This is a genomic window from Streptomyces sp. NBC_00400 (assembly GCF_036048035.1).
Taxonomy (GTDB): Bacteria; Actinomycetota; Actinomycetes; order Streptomycetales; family Streptomycetaceae; genus Streptomyces.
In genome coordinates this window covers 4,256,958-4,281,592 of the sequence record NZ_CP107940.1, presented here as the reverse complement: position 1 = coordinate 4,281,592, position 24,635 = coordinate 4,256,958, and the positions used below count along the sequence as shown (strand labels likewise).

At 74.4% G+C, this 24,635-nt stretch carries 22 protein-coding genes; 6 read left to right on the top strand and 16 right to left on the bottom strand.

Features of this window, described 5'->3' with window-relative positions:
- Position 1: 1 nt before the first annotated feature.
- The 3 genes from OHS81_RS18620 to OHS81_RS18610 all read right to left on the bottom strand — a co-directional run bounded on the left by OHS81_RS18620 (position 2) and on the right by OHS81_RS18610 (position 3,271).
- Positions 2-1,363, bottom strand: a complete 1,362-nt coding sequence (locus tag OHS81_RS18620; RefSeq protein ID WP_328385871.1) for a glycosyltransferase 87 family protein — start codon at positions 1,361-1,363, stop codon at positions 2-4.
- Positions 1,360-2,082, bottom strand: coding sequence for a class I SAM-dependent methyltransferase (locus OHS81_RS18615; RefSeq protein ID WP_328385870.1), 723 nt, complete (start codon positions 2,080-2,082; stop codon positions 1,360-1,362). Before OHS81_RS18615 ends, OHS81_RS18620 begins: the two co-directional genes overlap by 4 nt.
- A 70-nt stretch (positions 2,083-2,152) precedes the next feature.
- Positions 2,153-3,271: a glycosyltransferase family 4 protein gene (locus OHS81_RS18610; protein WP_328385869.1), complete on the bottom strand. Its 1,119-nt coding sequence runs from the start codon at positions 3,269-3,271 to the stop codon at positions 2,153-2,155.
- A 74-nt stretch (positions 3,272-3,345) separates the two neighbouring features.
- Here OHS81_RS18610 and OHS81_RS18605 point away from each other — a divergent pair, with 74 nt between their 5' ends.
- Complete coding sequence (locus OHS81_RS18605) at positions 3,346-4,170, top strand: PIG-L deacetylase family protein (RefSeq protein ID WP_328385868.1); 825 nt, start codon at positions 3,346-3,348, stop codon at positions 4,168-4,170.
- The gene (locus OHS81_RS18600; protein WP_328385867.1) at positions 4,167-5,201 is read left to right on the top strand and encodes a lysylphosphatidylglycerol synthase domain-containing protein; all 1,035 of its coding nucleotides are present in this window, start codon (positions 4,167-4,169) and stop codon (positions 5,199-5,201) included. Before OHS81_RS18605 ends, OHS81_RS18600 begins: the two co-directional genes overlap by 4 nt.
- On the opposite strand, the gene mptB is transcribed toward OHS81_RS18600, so the two are convergent.
- From mptB to OHS81_RS18580, 4 genes are all read right to left on the bottom strand, one after another.
- On the bottom strand, positions 5,134-6,591 hold the full coding sequence (mptB, locus tag OHS81_RS18595) for a polyprenol phosphomannose-dependent alpha 1,6 mannosyltransferase MptB (protein WP_328385866.1): 1,458 nt from the start codon (positions 6,589-6,591) through the stop codon (positions 5,134-5,136). The genes OHS81_RS18600 and mptB overlap by 68 nt on opposite strands.
- Before the next feature lie 154 nt (positions 6,592-6,745).
- Positions 6,746-8,296 (bottom strand): alpha/beta hydrolase, encoded by a 1,551-nt coding sequence (locus OHS81_RS18590; RefSeq protein WP_328385865.1) that lies wholly within the window; start codon positions 8,294-8,296, stop codon positions 6,746-6,748.
- Positions 8,297-8,476: 180 nt separating this feature from the next.
- Positions 8,477-9,217 (bottom strand): PP2C family protein-serine/threonine phosphatase, encoded by a 741-nt coding sequence (locus OHS81_RS18585; protein WP_328385864.1) that lies wholly within the window; start codon positions 9,215-9,217, stop codon positions 8,477-8,479.
- 211 nt (positions 9,218-9,428) lie between these two features.
- On the bottom strand, positions 9,429-10,583 hold the full coding sequence (locus tag OHS81_RS18580; protein ID WP_328385863.1) for a site-2 protease family protein: 1,155 nt from the start codon (positions 10,581-10,583) through the stop codon (positions 9,429-9,431).
- Positions 10,584-10,781: 198 nt separating this feature from the next.
- On the opposite strand from OHS81_RS18580, the gene OHS81_RS18575 reads away from it, so the two are divergent.
- Positions 10,782-11,069, top strand: a complete 288-nt coding sequence (locus OHS81_RS18575) for a hypothetical protein (RefSeq protein ID WP_328385862.1) — start codon at positions 10,782-10,784, stop codon at positions 11,067-11,069.
- 208 nt (positions 11,070-11,277) lie between these two features.
- Positions 11,278-11,676, top strand: a complete 399-nt coding sequence (locus OHS81_RS18570; protein ID WP_328391241.1) for a hypothetical protein — start codon at positions 11,278-11,280, stop codon at positions 11,674-11,676.
- Between the two features lie 273 nt (positions 11,677-11,949).
- Here the strand turns inward: OHS81_RS18570 and OHS81_RS18565 are convergent, their stop codons facing one another.
- The 3 genes from OHS81_RS18565 to OHS81_RS18555 form a co-directional block, all read right to left on the bottom strand.
- Entirely contained in the window at positions 11,950-12,318 is a 369-nt protein-coding gene (locus OHS81_RS18565) for a hypothetical protein (RefSeq protein ID WP_328385861.1), read from the bottom strand.
- Between the two features lie 232 nt (positions 12,319-12,550).
- Positions 12,551-13,213 (bottom strand): transglycosylase family protein, encoded by a 663-nt coding sequence (locus OHS81_RS18560; protein WP_328385860.1) that lies wholly within the window; start codon positions 13,211-13,213, stop codon positions 12,551-12,553.
- 308 nt (positions 13,214-13,521) lie between these two features.
- On the bottom strand, positions 13,522-14,286 hold the full coding sequence (locus tag OHS81_RS18555; protein WP_328385859.1) for a hypothetical protein: 765 nt from the start codon (positions 14,284-14,286) through the stop codon (positions 13,522-13,524).
- A gap of 363 nt (positions 14,287-14,649) precedes the next feature.
- Here OHS81_RS18555 and OHS81_RS18550 point away from each other — a divergent pair, with 363 nt between their 5' ends.
- Positions 14,650-15,810: a sensor histidine kinase gene (locus tag OHS81_RS18550; RefSeq protein ID WP_328385858.1), complete on the top strand. Its 1,161-nt coding sequence runs from the start codon at positions 14,650-14,652 to the stop codon at positions 15,808-15,810.
- A 180-nt stretch (positions 15,811-15,990) separates the two neighbouring features.
- Entirely contained in the window at positions 15,991-16,653 is a 663-nt protein-coding gene (locus tag OHS81_RS18545) for a response regulator (protein ID WP_256331777.1), read from the top strand.
- Positions 16,654-16,705: 52 nt separating this feature from the next.
- Here OHS81_RS18545 and OHS81_RS18540 read toward each other — a convergent pair whose 3' ends face one another.
- The 6 genes from OHS81_RS18540 to OHS81_RS18520 all read right to left on the bottom strand — a co-directional run bounded on the left by OHS81_RS18540 (position 16,706) and on the right by OHS81_RS18520 (position 24,217).
- A complete protein-coding gene (locus OHS81_RS18540; RefSeq protein WP_328385857.1) occupies positions 16,706-18,649 on the bottom strand; it encodes an FAD/NAD(P)-binding protein in 1,944 nt (647 codons plus the stop codon).
- Positions 18,650-18,809: 160 nt separating this feature from the next.
- The gene (locus tag OHS81_RS18535; protein ID WP_206739719.1) at positions 18,810-18,929 is read right to left on the bottom strand and encodes a class III lanthipeptide; all 120 of its coding nucleotides are present in this window, start codon (positions 18,927-18,929) and stop codon (positions 18,810-18,812) included.
- Between the two features lie 57 nt (positions 18,930-18,986).
- Positions 18,987-19,064, bottom strand: a complete 78-nt coding sequence (locus tag OHS81_RS37455) for a hypothetical protein (RefSeq protein ID WP_358463345.1) — start codon at positions 19,062-19,064, stop codon at positions 18,987-18,989.
- Positions 19,065-19,239: 175 nt separating this feature from the next.
- Positions 19,240-22,008 (bottom strand): class III lanthionine synthetase LanKC, encoded by a 2,769-nt coding sequence (lanKC, locus tag OHS81_RS18530; RefSeq protein WP_328385856.1) that lies wholly within the window; start codon positions 22,006-22,008, stop codon positions 19,240-19,242.
- Complete coding sequence (locus OHS81_RS18525; protein ID WP_328385855.1) at positions 22,005-22,805, bottom strand: GNAT family N-acetyltransferase; 801 nt, start codon at positions 22,803-22,805, stop codon at positions 22,005-22,007. Before OHS81_RS18525 ends, lanKC begins: the two co-directional genes overlap by 4 nt.
- A 152-nt stretch (positions 22,806-22,957) precedes the next feature.
- Positions 22,958-24,217 (bottom strand): beta-ketoacyl-[acyl-carrier-protein] synthase family protein, encoded by a 1,260-nt coding sequence (locus OHS81_RS18520; RefSeq protein WP_328385854.1) that lies wholly within the window; start codon positions 24,215-24,217, stop codon positions 22,958-22,960.
- Positions 24,218-24,635: the final 418 nt, after the last annotated feature.

The following is a 24,635-nucleotide window of genomic DNA, read 5'->3' as shown; positions in this document are numbered from 1 at the left end:
CCTAGGAACGGGCCCCGGACGCCCCGGCCCCGGACGCCCCGGCCGAAAAGAGGGATCCCCGGGGCCGGGCCCGGCCCGTTGCCTTCCCGGTGACGGGCCGCAGCAGTGCGACGAGGGTGAGGACGGCGCAGGCGGGGTAGCCCCAGCCGAGCGCGGCGAGGTACCAGGGGCGGCCGAACTGCCAGATGTCCGGCTGGACCAGTGCCAGCCAGTGGATGAGGAATCCGGCGAGGGCGAGGCACCAGGCGGTCAGGGCCGCGGTGTGGGCCCGGGTCCGGTGCGGCGCGTGGGTCAGCCACAGGACCGCCGCGACGGCCCAGACCCAGTGATGGCACCACGAGATGGGGCTGATCAGCAGGCCGAGGAGCTGGACGGCGAGCAGCGCGCCGAGGTGATCGGTGCGGCGGGCGGCGCGCACCACGGCCGTCAGCGCCAGCAGGGCCGCCGGGACGGCGCAGGCCCACCACGGGGCGGACCAGCCGGCATCGTGGCCGAGGCTGCGGGACAGCGCCCCGCGCACCGACTGGTTGAGCACCGAGCCGACCGGGCCGACCCGTGCGGCGTCGCCGACCGCGTGCAGCCAGAAGCCGGCCGCGGACCGGGGCGCCGCCCACCACCCGGCCGCGACGGTGACGGCGGCCACCGCGGCCGACCAGCACGCCGCCGACCAGCGCCGGTGCACCACGAAGTAGAGGCCGGTGACGGCCGGGACCAGCTTCACCCCGGCGGCGAGGCCCACGCCGAGCCCGGCCGCCGCTGCCGAGCGCCGCTCGACCGCGTACGCGACGCCCGCCGCCAGCAGCAGGTTGACCTGCCCGAGCGCGAGGGTGACGGCGACCGGCTCGGTCCACAGCAGGGCGGCGCTCCACAGCAGTACCCGCCGCCGGTGCCGCCCGGGCTCCGCGGCCGGGTCGGCCATCCGCAGGCAGCAGTGGACCAGGACGCCGAGCGCCAGGATCGAGGCCGCGGTCCAGGCGGCGCTCACCAGCGGCCACGGCGGCCAGGAGAGCGGGAGGAAGAGCAGCGCGGCGAAGGGCGGATAGGTGAACGGCAGCGGGAACAGGTCGGGGCCGGGCAGCTCCAGACGGAAGGCGTACAGATCATCGCTGAGCAGATGCGGGGCCGCGGTCCGGTAGACCCGCAGATCCACCATGCCGACGCGCAGGCAGGCCGGGATCCACACCAGCAGCAGCATCGCCGCGGCGGCGAGGAGCAGCACGGTGCCGGGACGGCGGGCCAGGACGCGGCGCGCCGCCTCGGTACGCCGTGGGCCCGGCCGCGTTCCCGGCGGGCCGCCGTCGGGCCCGCCCGGAGGGCCGCCGTCCGGAGGGCCGGCCGCCGGGACATGCACCGCGGGGCTCACTCGCCCCGGCCCTGCTCCGCACCGGGACCCGGGGCCCTCGGTTCCCCGCGCCGGGCCGCGGCCGGAGCCTCGTAGACGCTGACGGCGAACGGGCGGAAGGAATCCGGCTCCACCTGCTCGACCACGCAGCGGAACCCGGCGACGGCCTCGAAGTACGCACAGAACCTGCGTGACTCCGGCCAGGGGTGCACCAGGACCAGCAGTCCACCGGGTGCCACGGCCCGTGTCAGATGGGCGCAGGCCCGCCGCAGATGCCGGTGCCGGCCCAGGTAGTACAGCAGCTCGGCGCAGAAGACGAGGTCGAAGCGGTCCTCCGGTGGCGCGGTGAGGATGTTCAGCCGCACGAACCGGGGAGACCGCCCGACCCCGGACGCGGGGGTGGCGCGGCCTGCCGCGCAGGCGCGGGCCCGGGCGAGCGCCCGCTCCGAGATGTCCACACCGGTGATCTCCGCCTGCGGAAACGCCGCCGCCAGGCGGTGGGTGAAGGCTCCCTCGCTGCACCCGACGTCCAGGATCCGCCGGTAGGGGCGAGGGGGGAGCTGCCGCAGGGTCGTCGCGTACTTGAACTGCTCGTAGTCGTCCACGGCCAGGCCCCACGGGTCCGGCCGCCGGTGCCACCAGTCGAAGTACCAGTGCAGGACCCGTCCCTGGCCGCGGAGGCCGAGGAGGGAGAGCCCGGCGAAGAGGGCGCGGTGGGCGCGGTCGAGGAGGCGGTGCATGAGAACCTTCCGGCCGTTGCGGTGGCCACGCTTCCGGGAGGCCGCCGGGCGTATGCGGTATGACGGTGCGTCAGCGGCTGACGTCGTCGTAGGCGTGGGCGAACGCTTCGGTGACCACGGGCCAGGTGCAGTGCACCGGCTCGGTCTCCCAGTTGTGGGCGGCCAGGGTGCGCCGCGCCCCCGGGGTACGGGCCAGCCACAGCACCTCGTCGGCCAGGGCGAAGGCCGAGTGGCCGCACAGGGCGCCCTCACGGTTGTGCCGTACGAAGTCGGCGACGCCGGTGTGCGCCCGGGCCAGGACCGGCAGTCCGCTGGTGCGTGCCTCCAGGGCCGCGATCCCGAAGGACTCCCGGCGGGAGGGGTTGACGAACAGATCGGCCCCGGTCAGCAGCTCCCGTACCTCCCCGGGCTGCAGCCGGCCCGCGAGGCGGATCCAGCTGTCCATCCCGTTGCGGCGCAGATAGCGCTGTATCGGCCCCGCGCTGGGCCCGGCGCCGGCGAACGTGGCGCGCAGGGCGGTGCCCCGCCGGGACAGCCGCGCATGGGCGGAGTGCAGCGCCGCCAGCAGCTCCATCGGCTCCTTGCGCGGCACGAGCCGGCCGACGGCGACGACGTGCACCCGGCCGTCCTGGCGCTCGACCGCGGCTCCCGGGCTGCGCCACCACGCGGCATCGATGCCGTTGGGGATGACCCGGGGGGTGACGTCAGGAAGGGCCTGCCGGATCAGCCGGGCGGCCGACCTGCTCACGGTCGTCACGGCCACCGGAGCGGTGGGGCCGTGCCCGGTCCGGCTCAGCAGCCGGTACAGCGCGCGCACCACCGGGTCCCACATGCTGTGAACGGTGGCCACGGCGGGGATGCCCCGGCGGCGGGCGCAGGCCAGCGCGGCCCAGGCGAACGGGGAGGCCGCGCCCAGGTGCACATGCACCACTCGTGGGTGACGTGCCGTCAACAGCCGGTCGATGGCGTGTCCCGCTCTGGGGTGAACGGGCAGCTGGCCGGGCAGCCGCGCGCTGATCCTGTGCACGGGGTACGGCCACGGGGCCGTCTCCGCCCCCGGCCCGGCGGGCGTCGCGGTGACGACCTCGGCGGCCTGGCCCGCCCGGTGCTGCGCAGCGGCCAGCGCGGCGACCTGGATTTCGATACCTCCGGTCCGCGGCGCAAAGCAGTCTGAAATGTGAAGGATCATGGCTGCACTTCCGAAATGGGGCGTGAAGTCCCCCAGTATGGGGTGGTAAAGCATGGTTCGTGAGACATACGTGCTTGTTCTTTCATGCGCATCCGGACGACGAGGCGCTGCTGACCGCCGGCACCATGGCGCGCCTGGCCGGTGAAGGACACCGCGTGGTGCTGGTGCTGGCCACGGCGGGCGAGCGCGGCCTGGCACCGAAGTCCTTGCAGGACCGCGGCCTGGGCGGGGTCCGCCGCGAGGAGGCGCACGCCTCCGCCCGGATCCTGGGCTGCTCCCGGGTCGCCTTCCTCGGCTACGCCGACTCCGGGCACGCCCCCGGCCCGGCCCCGGTCCGCGACGGCGCCCAGCCGTTCGCCTCGGCGGAGGTCGAGGAGGCGGCCGGCCGGCTGGCCGCGCTGCTCACCGAGGAGCGTGCCGACCTGCTGACGGTCTACGACCCGGCCGGCGGCTACGGGCATCCGGATCACGTCCAGGTCCACCGGGTCGGCTACCGCGCCGCCCGCCTGGCGGGCACCCCGGTGGTGCTGGAGGCCACCGTCGACCGCACCCTCCTGCTGCGCGGACTGCGCGCCGCCTCCTGGGTCCACCGCTTCCCGCCGGAGTTCGACCGGGACTCCTTCCGGCAGGCCTACGGCGCACGCTCCGAGATCACCCACCGGGTACCGGTCAAACGGCACTGGCGGGCCAAGCGCGCCAGCATGTCCGCGCACCTCAGCCAGGCCCGGGGCGGCGACTCCGAACGCACCCTGGCCGCCCTGGGCCGCCTGCCCGGACCGGCCTTCCGCCAGGTGCTGGGGACCGAGTGGTTCATCCAGCGCGGGCTGCCCGCGGGCCCCGTCCTGCGCGATCCGCTGGCCACCCTGCCGGGCGCCGCGGCGGCGGCACGCGGCCGATGACACCGCTCACCGCACGCCTGCCGAAGTCCGCCCTGCGGCTGCTGGGCCTGCTCTCCTCCGCCGCCGGCCTCGTCCTGCTGGCCCTGGCCGTGCCGAGGGCGGCGGGCACGGACTGGGCCGCCGTCCGGGCCCACCTCGGGCACATCAGCGGCCCGCAGGTGGCGCTGTTGTGCGCCCTGGCGGGTGCCACGCTGTGGAGCTACACCTACGTACTCGGCGCCGCACTCCCCGGGCTGACGCCGCGCCAGGCACTGCTGGTGCACTGCACCGGCAGCGCCGTCAGCAATCTGCTGCCGCTCGGCGGCGGTGCGGGCGTCGCGGTCACCTACGCCATGACGCGCCGCTGGGGGCATCCGCCGCACGCCGTGGCCGTGTGTGTCGCGCTCACCGGGGTGTGCAACGTGGCCGCGCGGCTGGTCCTGTCGGCGGTGGGCGCACTGCTGCTGGTGGGGACCCCCGTACCCGGCATCGGCTGGGCGGCGGCCGCGGGCGGGGTGGTCCTCGCCCTGCCGGTGGCGCTCGCGGCCGGGTGGCCGGTGCTGCGCCGCTGCCGCCGGGCACCCGCCGCCCGTCTGCAGGCCACGCCGGCCGGAGCGCTGCGGCACCGCGCCCGGCGCGCCCGGCAGCTCACGGTGCGGCTGCGCGACGAGAGCCGGGACATCGTCCGCCGTTCCTGGGCGCGGCTGGTGTGCGGCATGGCCGCCACCCTCGCGGCCCAGGGCGCACTGTTCCTGGCCTGTCTGCAGGCGGCGGGCTCCCGTACGGGAGCGGGCGAGGCGCTGGCGGTGTTCGCGGCCAGCCGGCTGCTGACCCAGATCGCCCTCACCCCCGGCGGCATCGGCGTCACCGAGTGCGCCGCCGCCGTCGCGCTGGTCGCCCTCGGCGGCGCCCCCGCGGCCGTGGCCTCGGCCATGCTGCTGTTCGCCACCTTCACTCATCTGCTGGAGATTCCGCTCGGCGCGCTCACCGGCGCGTGGTGGCTGCTGCGCGGGGGACGACGGCGTCCGGCGCCGGCACCGGCCGCGCCTTAGACGCCCACCGCAGCACCGCCGCCAGTGCCACCGCTCCCCCGATGACGGCAGCCGGGCCGCTCGCCCAGGTGGGCCCCTGCCCCGAGGGCATCACCACCAGCGTCAGCCCCACCACCGCCGCCCGGGCGCCGCGCCCCGCCAGCCGTCGCCAGGACACCGCCGCCAGCGGCACCACCGCCCACAGCGCGTACCACGGCTGCGCCACCGGAGCGGCAGCCACCAGCACCAGCAGCGCCGCCCCCGTCGCCCGCTCGGCGCCGGCCCGCGGGGCGCACCGCACCCAGTACCCCACCGCCCCCAGGCCCACCAGCAGCCCGGCCAGCCGCGCGGCCGTCATCGCACCGGCCGCGGTGCCCCACCCCAGCCCCTGCGCCGCCCAGCCCAGCAGATGGCCCGCATCCGTGCTCAGGGACAGCAGGGTGTGGACCTCGGCGGGCGTACGGAGGGTCCACAGCCACCCCCATCCCTGGCCGCACCCCGCCACCCCCGCCATCAGGGCGACCGCGGCCACCCCGGCGATCCCCGCCGCCTGCCGCACCCTTGGCCACCCGCCGCCTTGCCCCGCCACGGTCACCGCCGCCGCGCACAGCAGGGCCACCACGGCGGGAGCCTTCACGAGCACCGCCGCGGTCAGGACGACGGTCCCCACGCCCCAGCGCCCCCGGCGAAACGCCAGCAGCCCGGCCGCCATCAGCCCCAGCATCAGCGCTTCGTTGTGCGCCCCGCCGACCAGGTGCAGCAGCACCAGCGGGTTGAGCGCGCCGGCCCACAGCGCCCCGGCCGCACCGGAGCCCGATGCCTCCGCCAGCCGCCGCAGGGCCCACACCAGGAGGGCCAGCCCGGCCACCGCCACCAGCCGCAGCCCCAGGGCAGCGGCCACCACATGATGTTCCCCGATGACCGCCACCACGGCCCGCGCCGCGGCGACGGACAGCGGCCCGTACGGGGCCGGGGTGTCGTGCCACATCCCGGGGACGTTCGCCGCGAGCGGCCCGCCCAGCGCCGCCGGGCCCAGCGCGTACACATCGCGTCCGCGGCCCGCCAGCGCGCCCTGGGCGAGGTAGCTGTAGGCGTCGCTGCTGCCCAGCAACGGGCCCGGCACCAGCGGCAGCACCCAGCACCACAGCGCCCTGCGCAGCGGCCGCCACCCGCCGGCCGTCCCGTCCGCGACCCGCCTCCCCAGCCGCCACCACGCGGCGATCAGCAGCACCAGCCCGGCGTACGACACGGCGACGCCCACGCACTGCAGCGGCTCGCCGGGCCGCCCCCACACCCCGTCAGGAACGCCCCGCGGCAGCGCACCGGACCCCCATCCGCCGGCACCCAGCAGCACGGACCCCAGCGTGCCCAGGAGCACTTCTGCCCGGACGGTGCTCCCTGCCGCGCTCATCCGGCCAACCTAGACGCGGCACCGCCCCGCACGGCGCACGCCGGCAGCCATGTCGCCCGTCCGCGCCAGGGGTGTCTCCCCAGGGACCCCTGGGGAGGTCGGCCCGAGGACCCGCCGGCCCCCGGCCCCGGCACCGCCCCGGCCCTCGCCCGGCTCAGTCGGCGCAGTACGCGTCCCGCTCCGGGCGCCGCCCCGTCGTCAGGAAGGCGGTGACCGCCCGGTCCCCGCAGGCGGTGCCGTTGCCCAGGTAGGCCTCGTGGCCGCCGTGCTCCAGGGTGACCAGGCGGGCCCGGCCGCCCAGGGCCTGACGCATCTTCAGGGCGCCGGAGTACGGCGTGGCGGGATCCCGGCGGTTCTGGAGCATCAGGATGTTGGACGGACCGTCGGCGGTGATCCGCGTGGGCTGCTGCGCCGGTGCGTTCTTCCAGAAGGCGCAGGACGTGACGTTCACCGGCAGCCCGGCCGTGAGCGGGTGCCGGGCGCGGTCGAGGGCCACCGCGCGCCGGTATACGGCGTCCGACGCCGGCCAGCGCACGTCGTTGCAGACGGTGGCCGTCACCGCCGCGGCCTGCTCGTCCGGCAGCGGCCCGGCGAGGGCATCGGGCAGCACCGGCCGCACGGCCGGGTCCTGGGCCTGCCGGACGAGCCGGGCCAGCTGGGGGAAGAGGCGGTCGCCGCCCAGGGCGCTCAGCAGGGCCTGGCGCAGCCGGTTGCCGGTCAGCGGGACGCCCTTCGTGGCGGACTCCTTCGGCACCCGGTCCAGCTTCGCCGCCAGCGCGAGGAACAACGGCCGTACGTCCTGGGGGCGTTCGGCCAGCCGCAGTCCCTCGTCCTCCCGGGCCGGGTCCGCCGCCCAGGCCGCGAAGTCGGGGAACCGGTCGTCCGCGCCCACCGCCATGTTCGCCCGCCATCCCCGCCCCACCCGGGACGGGTCGGGGTCACCGCTGCTGTCCAGCACCCAGCGGTCGGTGTGCTGCGGGTACTTCTGCGCGTACACCGCCCCGACGTAGGCCCCGTACGAGGCGGCCCAGGCCGACAGTTTCTCCTCGCCCAGGGCCCGGCGGAGGCGGTCGATATCGCGCACCTCGTTCGCGGTGGACATGCTGCGCAGCACGGCGCCGCCGTGCCGGCCGCACGCCTCGGCGATCCGCCGGGACCGGGCGATGTTCTCCGTGATGCCGCCGCCCGGCTCCGGCCAGGACAGCAGGGCGACCAGATGCCGGTCGTCGGCGCCGAGTCCGCAGCCCGCCTTCGCACTGCCGCCCGTTCCCCGCGGATCGAAGCTGACGAGGTCGTAGGCCCCGGCCATCTCCTTCCCCAGCGCCTTCCCCTTCGCCACCATCCGTGCCACCCCGGATCCGCCCGGCCCGCCGGGGATCACCAGCAGCGTGCCCCGGCGGGCCGCGGGCCGGTCGCTGCGCACCCGGGACACGGCGAGGGGGAGCTGCGGCCCGTCCGGGTCGCGGTAGTCGACCGGTACGGGCAGCTCGGCGCACTCCTGCCCGGGAAGGCCGGGCCCGGCGCACGGCCCCCAGGCGAGGGCGGGCCCCGAGGTGCCGGGGGCGCGGGCCGCGGCACCGGGGGCCTGGGCGCGGGCCGCCGGGGAGAGAGCGGCCAGGGTGCCGGCGACGGCTGCGGCGGAGAGCGTGAGCACAAGGGTGCGGCGGGCGTGGGCCGTCAGGTGAGACTTCCGGTAAGTCGTCATGGAGGAACTGTTGTTGAGCGGCGGTCCGCCGCCCATCCGGCTGCCGGGAGCGCCGTGCTGGGGTTATCCCGAGGGCGGGCCGCCGTACGCCCCTCGGCCGGGTCCCGCCGGTGCCGGCTCGGACCGGCCTGCCCCGGGCCGGTGCCGCCCCGGGCCGGCGCCGCCCCGCACCGGCCCGCCTCACTCCCCGACGGTGATCAGCGCCAGCGTGATGTTGTCGGGCCCGCCCGCCTCGATGGCCGCCTTCCACAGCTCGAAGACGGCCCGGCCGCCGGAGTGGAGCCGCAGCAGACCGCCGACGTCCTCCTCCGGGACGGGGTCGGTCAGCCCGTCGCTGCACACCAGATAGCGGTCGCCCACGGACAGCGGCGCGGTCGTGAGGTGCGGGACGACGGCGCTGAACTCCCGGGCGCCGCCGAGCGCCTGGGTGAGGAGCGAGGTGGTGCGCCGCCCCGGCCACAGCGGTGGGCTGTCGTCCACGCTCACCTGGCGCAGGCCGTCACCGGCCGCCTCGAAGACCCGGCTGTCACCGACGTTGAAGACCCGTACGGACTTCTCCCCGACGACCGCGCCGGCGACCGTGGTGCCCATGGTCGTCAGCTCCGGGTCCCGCCCGGCTGCCGCGTACACCGCACGGTTGCACAGGTCCAGGGCCTCCCGCACCGCCTCCTCGCCCTCCAGCGAAGGGCCCAGCGCGGCCAGCTGCCGGACGACCAGTGCGCTGGCCACCTCCCCGCCCGGCTGTCCGCCGATCCCGTCGGCGACCGCGACGACCAGCGGGCTGCCGAGCGGGAACACCAGCGTCTGCGGGTTCTCGGTCACCGTGCCGCAGAGCGTCCAGGGGCCGGCCACCAGGCTGTCCTCGTTGTGCTCGCGGATCAGCCCGGTGTGGCTCAGGGCGGTCACGGTGAGGTAGGGCATGGGCCGGCTCCGGTGCTGCGGTACTCCGCCACGGCGGGCCGTCCTCCCCCGTGGCCTGCCGTACGTCCATTGTGGCCACCCGGTCCCCTCGGGCGCCCGTCGAGGACACCGACGGCGGGCGGGGCCGTCCGGCCGCCGGTCCGTCAGCCGTACCCCGCCGACGGCCGCCGGGTCTGTCAGCCCGTCTGCCCGCCCCGTTGCCCGCCCCCTGTCAGTCGGTCTGCCCGCCGGTCTGTCCATCCGTCCGCCTGCCGCTCAGCGTGGTGCGCTGCATCATCCGGACGATGTCCTTCCCGGTGACGATCCCCACCAGGTGCCCGGCGTCCACGACGAGCAGGCGCGCCCCGGTACGCAGGCTGATCTTGTCGAGCGCGTCACTGAGCAGATCGTCCGGAGCGGCGACCGCGCACTGGGACAGCGGGGTCGCCGCCTCGCGTACCCGCACCGTCTCCCGGCTCGGCCCTGGCACCGCCGCGAGCCGGCGGATCTGCACGATGCCGCTGGGGCGGCCGTCGAAGTCGAGCAGCGGCAGCGCGGAGTGGCGGGAGTGCACGACGACCTCGTCGATGAAGCGCTGGACGGTCAGCCAGTCGGCGCCCGTCGCCACCGGGCTGGTCATGGCCTCGGCGACCCGTACCCCCCGCAGCGCGGTGTGCAGGGCGGCGCGGCGCCGCTCCGCCCCGGCGACGACCATGACGAAGAGGCCGATGAAGACGATCCACAGCCCGCCCGGTGCGCCGCGCAGCACGGAGATCCAGCCGGCGGCCACCAGCAGCAGCCCCATGATCTGGCCGCCCCGGGACGCCGCCAGATCCGCCCGGTCCCGGTCCCCGGTGCGCCACCACAGCACCGCCTGCACCACCCGCCCGCCGTCCAGCGGTACCGCGGGCAGCAGATTGAACACGCCCAGGAAGAGGTTCGCCCAGCCCAGCCACGCCAGGACGACGGAGGGCACCGCCCAGCCGGACAGCCCGTGCAGCCCAAACCCGGCCCCGAGCGCGATGCCGCCGATGACCAGGCTGGTGAGCGGCCCGCTGACGGCCACCGCGAAGGCCGCGCGGGCGGACTGCGGCCGCCCCATCCGGGTCGTACCGCCCAACGCCCACAGCGTCACGTCCTGGACGGAGATCTTCTTCCGCAGCGCGGTCGCCGCATGGGCCGTCTCGTGCAGCAGCAGGCTGCCCATGAGCAGCACGGCCCCGATGACACCGGCCAGGGCGTAGACGGCATCCGAGCGGCCCGGCGTCCAGACGGGAAGCCCCTGATGGCCGAGTCCGTACGCGAACAGGCCCACCAGCAGCGGCACGCTCCAGTGCATGCGCAGCGGCACCCCGACCACCTGTCCGACACGGACCGAACCGTTCATCGTCGTCTCCTGCCGGGCCCGCGCCCGGTCCCCGGGAACAGGCCATGACGGCCCGCACTCCGTGAACCGGCCGGTCCGGCGCCCACCCCCATTGTCGCTCGCACCCCCGGCACGGGGAGGTGCGCGCGAGGTACGAAAGGACTGCCGGTCGCGGGGGTGGCACGCTGGTGGTACGGACCGATTCGCCGGAGGTGCGTCATGGGACACCGCCACCACTTCCACCTGGACCAGGGTGATCACTCGATCACCGTGAATGTCGGGCCCGGCCGGACCGGGGAGGTCGAGCTGCTGGTCGACGGCAAGGTGGTCGCCTACCGGAAGGAACACCGCGCCGGTATGAACGTGCTGACCGGCGAACTCCCCGAAGAGCCCGCCCACCCCTTCCGGGTCCTGCTGCGCCAGCCGCACCTGGTCCCCTCCATGCCCCGCTGCACGCTGGAGCTGGACGGTGTGGAGCAGCCCATGCCGGAGCGGCTGGTGCTGTAGGCGGCCGTGGGCACACCCGCCGCCGGCGTGCCCGCGCACACGTCTTCGCCTGCCCGGAAACGCTCGCGAATTGTTGGGCCACCCGGCTGATTGTGGCCGACGAGCGTTTTGCTCCCCGCGGGTTGAACGAGGCGGCGGGACGGCAACGGCAGCACGATACGTCTGGCATCAGAAGGACGAATCGGCGAGGAGCGACGTGAGAAGAATTGTGCAGGCGGGAAGTATCGTCGGGGCGTGCGGGCTGGTGCTGTTCGGCAGCGGGATGGCCCGTGCGCAGACCGTTCCGGGCGAGTCCCTGCTCTCGGCCGTGGCAGGCGCCGATGTCGGCACCGTGACCGGCATGGTCTCCGGGGTGGTCTGCAACAACCGCCTCGCGGACTTCAACTACAAGTCCCCGGTGGCCAAGTCCCCGCACCCCTGCATCAACGGGCCGGTGCACAGCGGCAACAGCCTCAACAGCGGCAACTTCCTCAACCACGGCAACCCGAACAACAGCGGCAATGTCCACAACACCAACGGGTCCACCAACAGCGCGAACTCCGCCACCGGTGCGTCGGCGGGCAGCAACAACAACATCCAGCGCATCCTCGGAGGCTTCCTGCACTGAGCGGGCCCATGACCTCCTGAGGACGACTGCGGCCACGGCCCGCGCGCCGTCCACCGATCGCCCGGCGGATGGTCCGCCGGGCGATCGTCATGTCCGGGCGATCGTCATGTCCGGGCGCGGCGGCCCGGGAAGGGAACACCGCCGCACCCGCCTCCGTACCCACCACCGCAGAACCCCCCGCGCACACCTCCGGTCCCGCACACACCTCCGGCCCCGGACGGGCCGGGGCCGGAGGGCGGTCCAGGGCCGGATCACGGCCGGATCAGGGTCGGGTCACAGGTGCTGCCTGCCGCCGCGGCCGACGTGCTGGATGTCGTTGCTGGTCTTGTTCTCGGCTCCGGTGGTGCCGCCGGCGTCGTCGTTGGTGTTGCCGTTGACGTTGGTCGGGCTACCGCTGTCGGTGTTGTTGCCGGACAGGTGGACGTTCTGCGAGTTGCTGACGTTTCCACTGTTCAGCGGGCCGTTGATGCAGATCCTCGCCCGGTTGCGGCAGCTGAAGCCGGCGTGGAAGCTGGCCACCGTGTCGCTGTTCCACACCCCGTCGAGGCCGTACGGCCCCCCGTCCCATGCCTGGGCGGGCGACGCCCCGGCCGCCAGGAGCAGGCCGCAAGCTCCTGCGATCACAAAATTGATGCGTGCCATGTTCTTCACTGTGTGCTCCTGCACCTCGCGGTTGGGTACCCGCGGACTTGCTATCGGGCCTTCTCCCATCCACCAAGCCTGAGCAACGGCCCGTCCCGCGCATTCACTCTGACCGAGCAGTGGATTCACCGTGACGGCTCTCCCCGTCACCGCCTGACGGGCTTCGCCGGCGGTGTGCCCGGACGCCGTGCGCGGACCGTCCCCCGCCCCCGACGCGGCCGCGGCGCCGTTCTCACCTCCGCAGCCGCAGCCGCTGTCCGGGGTAGATGTGGTCCGGGCCCTGGTCGAGCGCATGCTTGTTCAGGACGTACAGGCCTTTGGTGCCGCCCCGGGTGTGGGCGCGTTCGGCGATGGCGGAGAGACAGTCGCCGGGATGCACGACATAGGTGCGGGCCTTGGTGGCGATGGGCGCGCGGTGGGCGCGCGGAGCGGGGGCCCGGTCGGCCGAGGGAATCCGGTCGGCCGTGGAGGTCTGCCGGTCGGCGGAGGCCTGCCGGTCGGCGGGGGCGGAGCTGCCTGCGGAGCCGTTGGTGGAGCCGGCGCAGTTGGGCCAGGCGGACAGGCCGCGGTCCCGGGCGATGCGCTCACCGACGGCGATCTGCTCGGCGCGGGTGGCGAGGTCGGCACGCGGGGCGTAGCGGAGACCCCCGTAGGCACGCCAGGTGGCGGGGTCGATCTGCAGACCGCCGTGGTAGCCGTTGCCGGTGTTGATGTGCCAGCGGCCGTTGCTCTCACAGGCGGCGATGCGCTCCCAGTCGGGCCCCGGCGGGCCGAAGGACGGCCCGGCCGCCGCGGCGCCCGGACCGGTGAGACCGGCCAGGCCCGCGACGCCCAGGAGGACCAGCAGCACGGGCAGGACTCTTTCGGCGGACCGTGTGGCGAGGGGCGACGGCATGACGGGAATCCTCCGCTGTGCTCCGGCAACGCCGTGACGCAGTACTCGCCACGACCGGTGGGCACGCACCAACTAACCCGGCAATATGGTTTTCCGGGGGCCCGGGGAGTGCGACATGCGCGTGTTTCACCCGGGTGGGTGCAAAGCGAGACCCCCGCATCGCACGGCCCTTTGGCCCCGTCGCCGGGGATTCTGCCGCCCAATTTCTGTGCCATCGCCCTACGTCAAGGCCGTCAAGGCCCGAATTCAGGCCAGCCACAGCAATTCCGGTCCGGTGCCCTTGCCGCCGCCCCCGCAGAAACGGGCATTTACCTGACCGAATAGGCGAATGACGGGGTGAGGGCGAGGGGTTCCGGGGTGGCGACGGCGAACTCGTAGGCGGCCGAGAAGGTGAAGTTCCTTACCAGTACGGGGACTTCGAGGCCCTGCGGACCCGGGACGAGGACCGTGCCGCGGTCGCCGGGAAAACCGGCCTCGATACGTTCGGGGGCGAGGGACAGACCGCCGCCGACGGCCTGCAGCGCGGCATCCTTGCGGACCCAGAAACGGGTGACGAGGCGTTCCTGTTCGGCGCCCGGGCTCCCTGCCGCGGTGCGGGCCTCCTGGTCCGTCAGCACCTCGTACGGGGTGTGCGGCAAGGACGCTCCGGTGCGGACGGACTCCACCGAGAAGCCCATCTGACGGGCGTCCTCACCGCAGGCCACGATCAGCAGGCCGCGGGTTCCGTACAACTCCCAGTGGCAGGCGGCGGCCATCGCGGCGCTCACCCGGTCGGGGAGGCGGGCCAGCAGCCGGCTGCGGGACGCGGCGCCGAGAGTGGCCCGGGAGTGGCCGTTGAGGTCCGGGCAGATGTCGGGGGACAGTCCCGTTCCCGGTCCGTGGGGAGGGGTGGATCCTACGGGGACCACGAAGAGCGGGACGGGTGTGGACAGGATGTCCGGGTGATCGTGAGCAGGTGCGGGTGCGGGTGCGAGCGGTGCCGGGCGTGCCCGGCCTGGGTGCTGCCAGTGATCCGGAACGCCCAGGTCAAGGGGCTCCGGACAGCGTTGGAGAAGAGCGGCGTTCGTTTCCACGTACTTTCCGTCCTCCACAGTTGAGCGGTGCCTGGGCCGTACTGGGTGAGTGACGGCCCGTCGTACAGTTTCTTCTCTCCCCCTTTTCCGCCTACATCGATCGATACAGACAGCCCAAGGTTTGCAGATCCTCCGGAACCTTCGAGTCATCCCTCTTGCTGATGTACGGCTACATACTTCGATGTACGAGAGCCGGACCCAAATTCGGGCGCCAGGGCCAGGAGAACAGGCAGCGCACGGAAGTACTGTCCTCGTGTGTGGTTACGTCTTTTCACCAGTACGCACGCGCGCCACCGCCCCGTACCGCTCCGTGACCTCAGATTGGCGGTGGGTTTCTTTGCCGGCTGTCTGATTCTGTATGTCGTGGGCGGCTCGCAGGTGAGGGGGGGCGATATCCCCGCCTGGCAGGCCGTCCTGCCGGTCCTCGTGCTGTGCGCCGCGACCGCCCTGCGCAGTGCGCGGCCGGCGGCCGCCGTCGCCGTCGGCACCCTCACCGTCACCGTGGAGACCATGTCCAGCGGTGGCCTGGGCCCGGTCCTCATCTACACCGATCTGCTCTATGCGGCCGCGCTGTACGGCGCCCCCTGGCTGTGCCGGCTGCTGCAGACCGGGAGCGTCACGGCCACCCTCGCCACCACCGTGGTCCTCGTTCTCACCGGCGACCGCTCGGAGGGGGTGACGACCGGTGTCATCGTCGCGCTGCTGCTCATCTCCCCGGTGTGGACGGGGGTGTTGATACGCAACCACAAGGAGCGGGCGGACACCGAACGGCAGCGCGCCGCGCAGATCAACCGGCTGGCGGAGCTGGACCGCAAGACCGTACTGCAGACCGAGCGCACCCGGATGGCCCGTGAGCTGCACGATCTGGTGGCCAACCACCTCAGTGCCATCGCCATTCACTCCAGCGCCGTGCTCTCGCTGGCCGGGACGAAGGGGGAGAAAGGCGGCGCCGCCAAGGAGGGGGATGAGGAGGATCCGGTACTGCGGGCGCTCGCGGTGATCCGCGAGAACAGTGTGCAGGGGCTGGCCGAAATGCGGCGGATGGTGGTGCTGTTGCGCTCCGACCGGGGGGTGGACGACGACTGGGACCGGCCCCAGCTGAACGCGCTGGGGTCGCTCGTCGAACAGGCCAGGCCGGCCGCCGACGCGGCGGCGCTGACGCTGCACACCGAGTTCCCCGAGCACTTCCCCGAAGTGTCCTCGGTGATCGAGGTGACGGCGTACCGCATCGTGCAGGAGGCTCTGACCAATGTCCTCAAGCACGCCTCGGCGGGGCGGGTGCACATCCGCTGTGAGACCGGCGCCGGGCAGCTGACCCTCTCGGTCGACAGCCCGTTGGCCCGCCCCGACGGCCGGGCCCGGCAGCGCCCCGTGGCGCAGTTGACCACCGGAGCGGGCGCCGGCCTCGCCGGGATGTCCGAACGGGCCGCCCTGGTCGGCGGCATCTTCGACGCGGGACCCGACCGCACCGCCCCCGGACGCTGGCGGGTGCGGGCCGTGCTCCCGCTGACACAGCACTCCTAAGGGACAAGAAAGGCGGAGCAGCCAGTGCAGCAGCAGGCGGAGGAGTCAGTGGAGGGGTTAGTGGAGGGGCTGGTGAACGGGCCGGCGGAGGAGCCGGCGGCGGACGGACGGAGGGGCGGGCCGGCGGATGCGCCGGACCACGTCCCGGCGGGCAGGCCCGAGGACATACGGCCCGAGGGCATACGGGTCCTGGTGGCCGATGACCAGGCCGCGGTGCGCTCCGGACTGGTGCTGGTGCTGCAGACCGACCCCGGCATCACGGTGGTCGGCGAGGCCGGCGACGGCGCGGCGGCGGTCCGGATGGCCGCCGAACTACGGCCCGATGTGGTCCTGATGGACGTCCAGATGCCGCAGCTCAACGGGGTCGCCGCCACCCGCAGGATCGTGGAGCGCGGACTCGCCGAGGTGCTGGTGCTGACCACCTTCGACCTCAACGAGTACATCTTCGGGGCGCTACGGGCCGGCGCCGGCGGCTTCATCCTCAAGAACGCGGAGCCGGCCGTACTGGTCAGCGCGGTACGGGAGGTGGCACACGGGGACGGCTTCCTCACCCCCGCCATCGCCCGGCGCCTGATCACCGAGTTCGCCGGCCGGCCCCCGGTGGCCGGCCCCACCCTCCCGGCGGGCGCCGCACAGGCCCTCGACACCCTCACCAAAAGGGAGTTGGAGGTACTGGCCTGTATAGCCCGCGGCCTGGCCAACAGCGCCATCGCCGAAACCCTCCACCTCGCGGAGGGCACCGTGAAAACACACACCAGCCGGATCCTGTCGAAACTCAACCTGCGCAGCCGGGTACAGGCCGCCATCCTGGCCCAACAGCACGGGATCGCGCTGCGGGGGTGAGGAGCGGGGAGGGGGCCGGGCGGGGGCGGCCCCCGGGCCGGGCGGCCCGCGCTCAGTCGCCGGCGAGCAGGCCGCGCGCGATCGCGTCGTTCTGGCGGAAGTAGACGGCGTTGGTGTGCGGGCGGGGGAACTGGGCCGGTCCGGCGATGGTCCGGTCGTGGTGCACGGTGCCGGTCGAGTCGACGGGGTGCAGGTCCGCGCCGGACAGCCGCAGCATGCCGGCCGCGCCGTCCCCGGGCCGCTCCTGGACCAGTTCGCCGCGGGACAGCAGGGCGCGCAGCAGGGGGTCGGTCACGCGGTCGGGGTCGGGCGCCGCCAGCCGGGCGTCGAGGAGGATGTCCGCCTCGTACACGGTGCCGGGGAGGGCGGGGCTGGTCGCGCGGAAGACGGCGCGGCGCGGGGCACTCCCCGGGGCCCCGTTTCCAGGCAAGGTCCCGTCTCCGGGCAAGGTCCCGTGCCCGTGCGCGGCCCCGTCTCCGGGCAAGGACCCGTCTCCGGGCACGGCCCCGTCTCCGAGTACGGGCGACACCCGCATCCCGGGGCCCACGAACGTCACCACGCCCGCCTCGGCCAGCGCCAGCAGTTGCTCGGCGCGCAGCGGTGGCGGGCCCGAGCTGAGGTACGTGCCGAGTGCGAAGTGGCTCAGTGCCTCCGCCAGTTGGCCGGCGGACAGCTCGCCGGAGCGCCACAGCTCCTCGATGACCGCGCCGGCCCGCTGCAGGCCGTCGACCAGGGCGGTGGCGACACCGCTCGCGGGGCCCGTGCGGCGGCGCAGCTCCTCGGCGAGCAGGCCGCGCAGCCGGCGCTGGAGGTCGTCGGGGCCGGCGAACCGCAGCCCGGCCAGCGGGGCGGCCAGCCGGTCCAGGTCGAGGCGGTCGGCGGGGTCGGGCACCGCCTCGCGGGCGAGTTTGGCCAGCCGGTCGGCGTCGGGGTGCAGCAGGGCGTACTGGGCGTCGAAATCCGGCCAGCTCATACGGGTACGGGCGGGCTGCCCGGCGAAGAGGGCCCGGTAGTGGCACCAGCCCAGTTCGGCCACCACCAGCGGCCACACCTCGCCCCCGAAGGAGGCGCCGGGCCGGGACAGCACGGCCCGGCAGGCGTCGACGGTGGCGAAGCGCGGCGCGGCGGGGGCTGCCAGGGGCGCTGGGGCCGCCCGGGGGGCGGCCGGTGGCCCATACGCCGGTTTGGGCGGCAGGGGGACGCCACGCCGGGAGCCCGCGTACAGCCGGGGCTCGCGCCCGGACGGCAGATAGCGCAGCGGGCCGCCGGGGGCAGGGCGGACGAAGCGGCCGCCGCGGCCCTCCGTCAGCAGCGCCAGACAGTCGATGAAGACCAGGCCCAGGCCGCGGACCAGGACCCGCGCGCCGGGCGGGACGGCCGCCAGCGCCTCCGGGTCGGCGGGGCCGGGGCCGAGCCGGGTCAGGCCGGCCGGTGCGGGGGCGGCGCGGGTGTCCGTGTGGCCCTGGGCGAACACCACCCGGTCGGCGAGGAAGGGCGGTTGGCCGGAGTCGAGGAGCACCTGCTGGCGGCCCCGCCCGCCCGGCGTGGCCCCGGCGGGCGTGCGCCGCAGATCGACCACCCGCGCCCGGTGGACGTACAGCCGCACCGAGGCGGGCCGCTCGCGGGTGACGGTCTCGAAGAAGTGCCGCAGATAGCGGCCCTGGTCGCGGCGGGCGGCGTAGGCGCCGTCGTGCAGCGGGGCGTCGAGCCAGCCGGCGGTGGTGGGGCCGGGGCGCTGCGGACCGGCGCACTCCACGCTCTCGTCGGGGTACATCGTGACCTGCTCGGCGGCGGAGTTCATCCACAGCAGACCGGGCTGGTCGGTGCGCCAGGTGCGGCCCGCGCCCGGCGGGTACGGGTCAACGATGTGCAGGTCCAGGGGCCGGTCGCCGTACAGGGCGGGGACGTTGGCGAGGATCCGCTCGACGATCGAGGCGCCGCGCGGGCCGCAGCCGATGAGGCACAGGGAGCGGGCCGGGCCCACCGGGTCGTTCACCTGGCCTCCGTCCGACGGCCGTGGTTCATGGGGTGTGTTGGGGTGTGTTCGGGTGTGTTCGGGAGCGCTGTGGCGCCCGGGACATCCGCCAGGCGCAGACGTCCGTCACACACAGAGGCCCGGCGGCCCGTGCCGTAGCAGGGGGCCGCCGGGCGCCGTGTCAGCAGCCGCCGCTGATCGTGGAGCCGAGCGCCTGGGCGTCACGCTCGCCCGGCACCTCCAGGCCCTGAAGGTCCATGATGGTCATCTCGTCACCTCCCTTCCGCGGATCGGTGGACATGTGTACGGTGAGATACACGGCGCGTGGTGGAATACGCACACCGTGTGGCCGGCTGTGTCAGCAGCCGCCGCTGATGGTGGAGCCGAGCGCCTGAGCGTCACGCTCGCCCGGCACCTCCAGACCCTGAAGATCCATGATGGTCATCTACGACACCTCCTCCCGGGGACTCGTCGTGGTGCGGAATCACGGTGATGACGTGCCAGGTGCCGTTGCGGGACACCTGGAGCCGGTGGACCGTGCATGACAGTGCGCGGTCCGCCCGGCGTCGCGTCAGCAGCCGCCGGAGACGGTCGAGCCGAGCGCCTGAGCGTCACGCTCGCCCGGCACCTCCAGGCCCTGAAGGTCCATGATGGTCATCTGACGACACCTCCCTTCCGCGGTGCGCAGTGCCCGCCGCCCCGGACGGGGCGGTGGGGGTGGCGGCGCGGTGAGCGCCGCCGGCGCGTCCCGGGGCGGCCGGATGAACGGCCGCCGCGAGGCGCGAGTCGGTGAGGAACGGGAGCAGCGGGGTGCCCCGTTCGGTGGCGGAGAGCGCCAGCAGGACGCCGGCACCGCCGTCGGCCAGGCCCATGGAGATCCGGGCGCGGCCGTCGCAGGGGAAGACCGTCGCGCCGTTCCACGTCATGGCGTGCTGGCCGAGCCGGGTCAGATGACGGCTCAGATACCGGTCGACGGCTGCGCGGCTCAACGCGGGGCCGTCCGGCAGCTCCCCGGTGTCCGGGGAGAGCGGCACCCGGTCACGGAGCGCCGCCAGGGTGGCGAGCAGGCCCGCGCGTCCGCCCAGCAGCCCCGACTCGATGACGAAGTCGGCGGCGCAGGCACGCAGCAGGGCGGGCAGCGCCGCGCGGATCCGGTCGTCGTCGCGCACCCGGAGCACTTCGGCCGCCACCAGGGCGATACCGGCGCTGCCGTTGTCCAGGTAGGGCAGGAGCCGGAAGCCCTCGTCCACCTGGAGGGTGTGCTGCGGGCCCGGTGCGCACCGGTCGAGGTCGCGGTGGACGGCGTGTACCGCCTCGTCCAGCAACGCGGGGTCCCCGGTGGCCCGGTGGGCGGTCAGGAGGAAGAGCGCGGCGCCCGACCAGCCGTACATCAGGCCGGCGGCGTCCTTCGAGCCGCGCCGGCGGCGGCGCTCGACGGGTTCGGTGCGGGCTGTGGCCAGCCGCTCGGTGACGCGGTCGGCGAGGCCGAGGGCCTGCCGGCGCAGGTCGGCGCTGTCGAGCGCGTCGGCGAAGTGCAGCAGGTTCAGGCCGACGCCGGACAGACCGCGGTAGAGGCTGGGGCAGTGGCGTACGGAGAGCTGGTCCGCCGCCCGGTCCAGGGCCCGCAGGGCCGCCTCGTCGTCGCCCAACTGCCGTAAGACGTAGGCCATGCCGTGCAGGCCGTCGTAGAAGCCGATCCGCTCGGCGGGGACCCGGTCGACGGCGGCGCGCAGCCAGGCCGCGCCCTGCTCGTCGCGTTCCCCGAGGGCGGTGTGCCGGGCCCACAGGACGCCGGCCGCGCCGTGTCCGAAGCCGGCGCCGCCCTCGACGAACTGCTCGAAGCCGCCGGGATACAGCCGGTCGGAGCGGTGCGGGGTGGCGCTGTCGCGCAGCCCGCGGGCGAGGGAGACCAGCACATCGGTGGGTGGGAAGGTGCCCGGTGCGGAGCGGAGCGTGGAGGTCGTGTTGTCGTTGGGGGCCAGCTGCGGAGCCAGCCGGGCCACCAGCGCGTCCGGCAGCCCGAACCGCTCGGCCGCGGCGGCCAGCAGCGCGGGGGCCTTGTCCGGGGCGAGCCCGCCGAGGGCGGCCAGCGGCAGGAAGAGCCACAGTCCGATGGCGGCGAGCGCATAGTGGTCGCCGTCCGCGCCGGTCGCGTCGGCGCGGTGGAAACCGGGGGCGCCGAGGCTGCTGGGGGTGGCCCGGTCGAGTTCGTCGGCCACCTCGAAGTCGATGAGGACCGGTTCGTCGCCGGGCCTGATGATGAGGTTGCCCGGGTGCAGGTCACCGATCCGGATGCCGCGGCCGTGCACCGTGGCGACCAGCGCCTCGATCCGGCCGAACAGGGCCAGCGCGCGGTCACGGTAGTGCGCGACGGCCTGCTCGTCGGGGTCGGGGACGGTCAGCGGGTGGTGGGCGGCGAGCCAGGTCTGGAAGTCCTGTCCTGCGATGTCCTCCAGCACCAGGAAGAGGTGGTCGCGGACCTGGAAGGTGCCGAAGGTGCGCGGGATCCCGGGCATCCCCGCCAGCCGCTGCAGCATCCGGTGCTCGTGGGCGATCCGGCTGACCGCGTCGCGGCCGGTGCCGTCGGTGCCGGAGTAGGGCCGGCCCTCCTTGAGGACGACGCCGGCCTCCCCCGCGCCGAGGGCGTCGGCGCCGGTCGGGACGGCGCGGTAGACACCGCCGCCGTGGGAGAACTGCAGCGCCCCGGTGATCCGGTAGGGGAAGTCGTCCAGGGCCTGCCGGGCGGCCAGCGAGTCCTTGAGAACGTCCGGCACCTCGACCCAGTCGGGGGTGTGGAAGACCGGGGTGCGGCGGTCCGGCTCCGGGGTGCCGTCGGGGCGGTGGATGGCGGTGACCAGCTCGCCGTCGGTGTCCTCCGTGTAGTGGGTGCGGAAGCCGCCGTAGCGTACGTGGAGCGGGCCCTGCCCAAAGCGCAGGTCGGTGAGGACGTACGGGCCGGGGCGGCCGCCGACGAGGGCATCGAGCCTTTCGAGGGTGCGGGCGAACTCGGCGTCGTCCAGCGGGTAGACGGTCAGCAGCTTGCCGGCCGAGGAGCGCTGGGCGTATTTGCGGCTCAGGGCACGCAGGACGTTGGCGCTCTTGAGGTACTTGAAGGCGATGCCGTGCCGGGTGCAGTAGCGGGCTACATCGGCGAGGGTGCGGGGGGCGTCGCCGGGGGCCGCGCTGACGTGGATCTTCCAGCCCTGGTCCGGGAGTTGGTCCTCGGGGGGACGGCAGAAGGTCCAGGCCTCGTTGTCCTCGCGCCGCCAGCCGTCGGGCAGCGGCGGGGCGGGGAAGCGGGTGGCCTCCAGGTCCCAGTTGCCGGGCCAGTCGAAGAAGGTGCGGTCGGCCAGGGCGAAGCTCTCGGCGCCGTCTCTCATGCGGCACCCCGGGCGGGGGCGGGGGCGCCGGCCTCGGCGGCCGGCGGTGCGGCAGGCTCGGCGGTCTCGGTGATCTCGGCGGTGAGCGGACCGGCCTCGGGGGTTTTGGCGGCGAGCGGTGCGGCCGGCCGGGCGGGCCCGGCGGCCCCGTCCAGGTAGGCGTCGAGTGCGGTGCGGCGGCCGGTCGCCAGGTGCTCGGCGAGGACGGCGCGGGCCTGGGTCTTGTCGTCGTCGGAGAGGAAGTCGGCGAGGCCGACGGCCAGCACGCGGTTGTCCTCACTGGGTTTGAGCGAGGCGTAGTGCTCGTCGCGCAGCAGGCCCCAGACGATCGCGTCGTGGTACCGGCCGTCGAGGTAGCAGTGGTCGCGCAGGATGCCCTCGACCACGAACGGGGTCTTGGTCATCAGCCGGATGACGCCCTTGTTGTAGCCGGCGGTGGTGACCTGCACGCGGTGCGCGTCGAGCTGGTGGAAGAGGTAGTCGACGAGCAGGACGACGGCCTCCGCGCCGTAGCCGCGGCGCCACAGTTCGGGCGAGCCGATCGCGCCCCCGACGGTGAAGCCGCCGATCCGGCCGGAGCGCTGATAGCTGACGGCGCCGATGCGCTCGCCGTCCTTGGTGCGGATCACCAGGTGGTGGACCCGGCCGGAGCGGTTGGCCTGCTCGACCTCGGCGGCGCCCAGCAGCTCCCAGTCCCCGCTGAGCACGGCGGCCGGCGAGCCGGGCCGCAGCCAGGAGGCGATCGCTGCCCAGTCGTCGTCGCCGGGCCATTCCAAGGTCACCAGTCGTCCCTGCACGGTGCGTTTCCCTCCTCAGCGGGTTGGCGGATCGTCAGCGGGTGGAGCGGGTCGTCGGCACGTGGATCGCGTCGTCGGTGCGTGGAGCGGTCGTCGGTGCGTGGAGCGGTCGTCGGTGCGTGGAGCGGGTCGTCAGCGCGTCCGGCGCGTCGTCAGCGGGTGTAGCGGGTCAGTACGAGGACGGCGTTGTGGCCGCCGAAGCCGAAGGAATTGCTCAGCACCACATCGCCGTCCCAGTCGCGGGCGCCCTTGAGGACCAGGTCGAGGTCTTCTTCCGCGGGGTGGTCGCAGTTGCGGACCGGCGGGATCGTGCGGTCCCGCAGGGACAGCACCGCGGCGGCGGCCTCGGCGGCTCCGGAGGCACCGAGCATGTGCCCGGTCATGCTCTTGACCGCGGTGACCGGCGTACGGCTCAGATGGTCGGGGCCGAGCACCTGGCGCAGCGCCGCCGCCTCGATGCGGTCGTTCAGGAGGGTGCCGGTGCCGTGGGCGCTGACCTGGCCGACGTCCTCGGGGGCGAGGCCGGCGTCGGCGAGCGCGCCGCGCATCGCGCGGACGGCTCCGGCGCCGGTCGGGTCGGGGGCGGTGGCGTGGTGGGCGTCGGTGGTGGCCGCATACCCGGCCACCTCGGCAAGGATCTCCGCGCCGCGGCGTTCGGCGTGGCCGGCCTCCTCCAGCGTCAGGACGGTGGCGCCGACGGCCATCACGAACCCGTCGCGGTCACGGTCGAAGGGCCGGCTGGCGCCTTCGGGGTCGTCGTTGCGGCGGGAGAGCGCCTGGGCGTTGGCGGTGCCGGCCAGGTCGACGGCGGTGAGGGCGTCGTCGGTGCCGCCGGCCAGGGCGATGTCGGCGCGGCCGCTGCGGATCAGCTCGGTCGCCTCGCCGAGGGCCACCGCGCCGGTGGCACAGGCCGCGGAGACCGCGCAACTGGGGCCGCCGATGCCGTACTTGATCGACAGCAGGCTCGCCGGGTGGTCGATGGCGGTGAGGACCGAGTGGTACGGGGAGACCCGGCGCGGGCCCTGCACCTTCAGGACGTCGTACTGCTGCTGGATCGCGTTGGCGGCGCCGTAGCCGGAGCCGATCACCGCGGCGAAGCGGTACGGGTCGGTCCGGGCCGGCTCGTCGAGGCCGGCGGCCCGCATCGCCTGCGCCGCGGCGACCACCGCGTACTGCGTGAAGCGGTCGCAGCGCCGGGCTTCCTGCGGAGTGAGGTAACCGGTCGTGTCAAAGCCGGTGACATCGCCGCCGATACGGACCGGAAGGCCGGAGACGTCGAAGCGGGTCACGGGGCGGACGCCGCTACGGCCGGCGAGAAGAGCGGCCCAGAAGTCCGCGGTGGTGTTTCCCACGGGGGACACCACGCCGCAGCCGGTGACGACCACGCGTCGCCGATCCGTGCGCAACTCCATGAAACCCGCCTCCTGTTTTCCTGCCCCGTTGTCACGCTCGGGGCGCCCTCATGACCAGAAACATGACAGGTGAGTCATTGGGCTGTCAACGGCTTGAACGGAAGGCGGTCAGTCACCACCCCGCACCCCCGCTTCCAGGCAGGCCCCACACCAGCAGAAACACCCTCAGCGAGATGACTGACGGAGTCACTAAATTTGACTGGGGGAGGCATGCGACTGCTGTTTGACGGGGGCATCGGCGCCCGCGCGGCGGGGGTGGAGGCCCCGGCCGGAGCAGGGGCACCCCGGGGTCGCCCCCCACTCCTGCCGCCCACCACCCCACACTTGCCGCCTCCCCCGGCGGCCCCTCACCACCCCGTCCGAGGCCCCTTCGCCTCCCCCGGCAGAGCCGGGAGTACATAGAAAGTGACAGACGGCG

Bases quoted from the DNA above. Each gene is read 5' to 3' on its own strand.
- OHS81_RS18610 (WP_328385869.1), bottom strand. From the start codon at position 3,271: ATGATCCTTCACATTTCAGACTGCTTTGCGCCGCGGACCGGAGGTATC.
- OHS81_RS37455 (WP_358463345.1), bottom strand. From the start codon at position 19,064: ATGGATCTTCAGGGTCTGGAGGTGCCGGGCGAGCGTGACGCTCAGGCG.
- OHS81_RS18585 (WP_328385864.1), bottom strand. From the start codon at position 9,217: ATGCCCTACCTCACCGTGACCGCCCTGAGCCACACCGGGCTGATCCGC.
- OHS81_RS18575 (WP_328385862.1), top strand. From the start codon at position 10,782: ATGGGACACCGCCACCACTTCCACCTGGACCAGGGTGATCACTCGATC.
- OHS81_RS18520 (WP_328385854.1), bottom strand. From the start codon at position 24,217: ATGGAGTTGCGCACGGATCGGCGACGCGTGGTCGTCACCGGCTGCGGC.
- OHS81_RS18590 (WP_328385865.1), bottom strand. From the start codon at position 8,296: ATGACGACTTACCGGAAGTCTCACCTGACGGCCCACGCCCGCCGCACC.
- OHS81_RS18565 (WP_328385861.1), bottom strand. From the start codon at position 12,318: ATGGCACGCATCAATTTTGTGATCGCAGGAGCTTGCGGCCTGCTCCTG.
- OHS81_RS18615 (WP_328385870.1), bottom strand. From the start codon at position 2,082: ATGCACCGCCTCCTCGACCGCGCCCACCGCGCCCTCTTCGCCGGGCTC.
- OHS81_RS18580 (WP_328385863.1), bottom strand. From the start codon at position 10,583: ATGAACGGTTCGGTCCGTGTCGGACAGGTGGTCGGGGTGCCGCTGCGC.
- OHS81_RS18535 (WP_206739719.1), bottom strand. From the start codon at position 18,929: ATGTCCACCGATCCGCGGAAGGGAGGTGACGAGATGACCATCATGGAC.
- OHS81_RS18600 (WP_328385867.1), top strand. From the start codon at position 4,167: ATGACACCGCTCACCGCACGCCTGCCGAAGTCCGCCCTGCGGCTGCTG.
- OHS81_RS18560 (WP_328385860.1), bottom strand. From the start codon at position 13,213: ATGCCGTCGCCCCTCGCCACACGGTCCGCCGAAAGAGTCCTGCCCGTG.
- lanKC (WP_328385856.1), bottom strand. From the start codon at position 22,008: ATGAGAGACGGCGCCGAGAGCTTCGCCCTGGCCGACCGCACCTTCTTC.
- mptB (WP_328385866.1), bottom strand. From the start codon at position 6,591: ATGAGCGCGGCAGGGAGCACCGTCCGGGCAGAAGTGCTCCTGGGCACG.